2 protein-coding genes are annotated in these 4176 nt (G+C 67.2%); both read left to right on the top strand.

The window, feature by feature from the left end; genetic code table 11:
• A partial coding sequence (locus FOF48_RS36710; RefSeq protein WP_186002224.1) for a hypothetical protein occupies positions 1 to 1715 on the top strand: 1715 nt, incomplete at its 5' end.
• A 34-nt stretch (positions 1716 to 1749) separates the two neighbouring features.
• Positions 1750 to 4053 carry a carboxypeptidase-like regulatory domain-containing protein gene (locus FOF48_RS36075; RefSeq protein ID WP_255443070.1) on the top strand — a complete coding sequence of 768 codons (2304 nt, stop codon included), beginning with the start codon at positions 1750 to 1752 and terminating at the stop codon, positions 4051 to 4053.
• The last annotated feature ends 123 nt before the right edge of the window (positions 4054 to 4176 follow it).

The following is a 4176-nucleotide window of genomic DNA, read 5'->3' as shown; positions in this document are numbered from 1 at the left end:
TCTTCGACGCACCACCAGCCGACCTGACCCTGGTGCTGCGCGAGCAGGGCACGCTGCGGGTGCGTGCCTTGCTCCCGAATGGGTCCCCGACGAGGGAGCCAAAGGTGGAGGTCAAGGCGCTCGATCCGGTGTCGAAGCAGGGGGCGTGGATCGATGCTTCCGACAAGGATGCCCGGATGTACCGGGGCGTCGAGGCAGGACGCTACCGGGTGACGTTCGTGCATCCGGTGGGGGAGTTCTCCAAATGGACCACCAACTCCGAGGTCACGATGGAGGCGGGTCGAACCCGCGACCTGGACATCGGCTTCAAGGGGCTGCTGGAGCGCGCGCCCCTGCGGGGCCGGCTCGTTGGCGGCGATGGCCGCCCGTTGTCGGACATCGGGATCCACGCCTTCTCGGGCGACGCGACGCAGGACGCTTTCGCGAGTGAGGCCTGGGGCAGGACCGATGCGGACGGGCGTTTCACGCTGGAGCACCTGCTGGAGGGGCCGCTGCGAGTGGAGATCAACGCGGGCAACGCGAAGGTCGAGTTCGACGCGGGCGCGAAGGACGCGTTGCCGCGGTTCCACTCCAGACCCACGGTCGAGGGACGTGTTGTCGGGCCGGACGGGAAGCCGCTTCACAGGTTCACGGTGGCGTCGGAATCCTTCGAGAATCCGGAGGGACGCTACGAGCTCTCCTTGGAGGGCGTCTGGCCCCAGCAGCTGCCCTTCAAGGCGGAGGGATTCGCGACCACGCACATCACGGTGACGCCCAGCGCGGAGCGCACGGTTCTCCCGGATGTTGTCCTGGATGTGGGCCGTACGGTGCGCGGCAGGGGCGTGCGCGAGGATGGAAAGACCGCCGCGGCGTTGAGCCCCGTGGCACTGATCGCTCTCTGGGACATGGAAGCCTTTCTTGCCGGATCCACGATGCCCACCACGGCGGATGAGGATGGTCGGTTCGTGCTGGAGCATGTGCCCCGCGAGCCGATGATCCTCCGGGCCAGCAGCGACTTCAGTGGCACGGTGTCACGGCCATTGGGCGTGGAAGAGGACGGGGTGTCGTTGCGGCTCGTGCCAGACACCACCGTTGTTGGCACGGTCGCGGACGAAATGGGACGGCCCCTGGAGGGGGTCCGCCTCAGGTCTTTGTGTGAAGGCCGTTTCAATGCGAGTGCTGAGTCCGATGCGGAAGGCCGCTTCTCCCTGCGCTCACCGGGAGGAGGCGAGTGTGTCGTGAAGGCCACCCCGGACGAGCTTCGCTCTATTTGGCCGATGGCTCCGCGGAGGAGCTTTTGGCCGCTGCGATTCAAGGGGCGTCCCGGGGAGACGGTCCCGGTGCACTTGCGGCCGCGCACGGGGCCGGCTTCGGTGCACGTGTCGTTCCCTGACGCAGGGGAGTGGCACCAGGTCGTCCTTTTCCAGGGGGACGTTCCGGTGCCGTCGACGGCGCAGGCGATGAACAGGCTGATTCTCGACGCCATCGATCCTGAAGCCGAGTCCGCCGAGCGCAGACCTGAGCGCCGTAGGGGTGACGATGGCTTGATCATCTTCAGCGGCATGCGCGACAACCACTTCAGTTACTTGCCGCTGGGCCGCTACACGGTGTTCGTGTTCGAGAATCGGATCGGGTTTGTGGTGCGCCGCTACCCCCTGAACCTCACCTCTCCCGGCGTTCATGCCTTCGAGGTGAGTCGCCTTTTCGAGGAGGGCGCCGTGCACCTCACCCCCTGAAGGGGCCGCGGTTCCGTCGCCGGGCCCTGCTACCATGCGAGGCATGCGATGGAGCTGGGTGGGGCTCGTGGCAGCGTTGCTTGCTTGCGCGGGGTCTTCCCGTTCGGGATATACCCGCTGGCCCATGGATGAAGTGGCGCTGGCGGTCCGGGCCGTGGATGGCTCGGGTCAGCCCGTGCCGGGTGTGACGGTGCGGGTGCGGCGCGCGGATCACGGGTCGCTCGTCGCCCGGTCAGGGACCACGGATGCGGCGGGCGTGGCTCGACTTCAAGTGATGCCGGGCTGGTACATCGTCCAGACAGAGGCCGGGGCCTTCGCGAACGTGACTCGCACGGACGTACGGCTGGCGCCTGGGACGGAAGCGCGGTTGGACCTGAAGCTTGAGCCCGCGGTGCCCTTCGCGGGGCACGTGCTGGATGCCGCGGGAAAGCCCGTGGCGGGTGTTCGGCTCCGGCTCGTCCGTTCCGACGACGTGGAGCCCTTGTCGCCCACAGAGAGCGACGCGGATGGCCGCTTCCGCTTCGAGGGTGTGGCGGCGGGGACGGTGGTTCTGCACGCGCGGAAGAAGGGCTGGAACCCCCTGCGGTTGGAGATCCCAACTCCCACGTCGGAGCTGACCGTGATGTTGGAGGGACTCAGCTCCCTGCGGCTCCAGGTGCTGGATCCGCAGGGAAGGCCATTGCTTGGAGACGCCGCTTGGATCCGTCCAGTGGAGCGCGAGGACGACGTTGAGTCGTTCACTGAGCGGACCGCGGAGTCCACCGTCTTCCGACAGCTTCCCGCGGGCCGTTACCTCATCACGGGGCGCTACGCACCAGCTCCGGGTTGCTGGTGGGAGCGCACCATCGAGTTTCAAATCCCTTCTGGCCAGCAGGTGGAGGGAGCGGTGAGCTTCGAAGGTATTCACGGAATCGGCCCCTGGCGCGGCCGCGCCGTCGATCCCACTGGAAGGGCGCTTGGAGGCATCGTGAGAGCCCGGATGGGACCTCCTGAGGCGGCGGAGCCGGGCTTGCGAGGAGCGTGCGAGGCCCGCACGGAGTCGGATGGGCACTTTGTCCTTCCGCAGGTGCTGGGGGTGCCCGCCGCGCTCACGTTGGAGGCTCCCGAACCTTCCAAGTTCTGGAGGCTGGAGGGGGGCCTTCCGGCGGAAAACGGTGCGTCGGTGGTCTTTCGTTCAGGCGAAGGGCTGTTGGTGGGCCGGGTCCTTCGACCCGATGGCAAACCCCAAGAGCATTTCCGAATCGATGGAACCCCCGTCCAGGCTCCACAGGGCGAATACGCGCGCGCGGTTCCGCTGTCACACGGCTATCAGTGGTTCCTCGACGCGGAGGGCTTCGCGCCCGCGCTCGTACGTTCGGAGGGGCGAGTAAATGAAGAACTCACCGTCCGGGATATCGTCCTCGAAGAAGGGCGTACCGTCAGGGGCCGCGTCGTCACTGACGACGGCCGCACGGGCGTGCCGATGCAGGAGGTCGAACTCGTGGAGACGTTCGACCTGGAGGTCCGCGGACAGCGTGCCCCCCAGAAGGTGCTGACCGATCCGGATGGACGCTATCGGTTCGAGCACGTGGCCCGGCGGCTCCAGGCTCTTCGCGTGGATGCGAAGCTGCGAGGGACCGTGCTCCACGAACTCATGCCCGGCGAAGATGCACCGGAGCTGCGACTTGTTCCCGGGGGCGAGCTTCAGGGATCGGTGACGGATGGTGGACGGGTCCCCCTGGCGGGTGTGGAACTGGAAGTGCGCTGCGAAGGTGGATTCACGGTGAGCGCCGTGACCGATGTGGCGGGGCGTTACTCGGCCCATGTACCGGGTGGGCGCGAGTGCTTCCTGCATGCGGTCGCACGTCCGCTGAACTTTCCGGAGCCCCGGTCACCACCGGTGAGCTTCTCCCCCCAGCGGATCCAACTGGCTCCATCCTCGCGCCAGCGGATCGATGTCGAACCGAGGCAGGGACTCGCCGTGCTGCATGTGGCGGTTAATGCCTCCCGCGAGTTCGTCTCGGCATTCATCCTGCCTGGGGACGTCCCGTTGCCGCGAACGCCGCAGGCCCTGTATGCGCTCATCCGGACCGGGTTCGATGCGGAGCCGTTGCCATCCTCATGGGTCTCCGAGGAGGGGCAAGTCGTCTTCTCCTCCGGTTGCTTGTCAGCGGCGGCGTTCGACTTTCGCCACCTGCCCCTGGGCCACTACACGGTCTTCATCCGGGATGAGACGGACGGAGGGGGCGCGGTCCTGCGTGTTCCGGTGGACATTGAGCGCGCTGGAGCGCATTCCCTCTCATTGGAGCGGCCCTTCAACGTGTCGCTGATCACGGCGCCCGCGCCCAACGCGAAATAGCTGCCCGCGGACGACGCGGAGGTGGGGCTCCAACTGCGTGAAGTGCTGATCGCGCGGGCGCTCAAGGTGTTGCAGGTGGCGGCGCACCACGGGCACCGGACGCTCATCCTGGGGGCATGGGGA

This window comes from Corallococcus sp. Z5C101001, from assembly GCF_007352635.1.
GTDB lineage: Bacteria > Myxococcota > Myxococcia > Myxococcales > Myxococcaceae > Corallococcus > Corallococcus silvisoli.
Note: the sequence above shows the minus strand (reverse complement) of the source record. Positions and strands in the feature narration are given on the sequence as shown.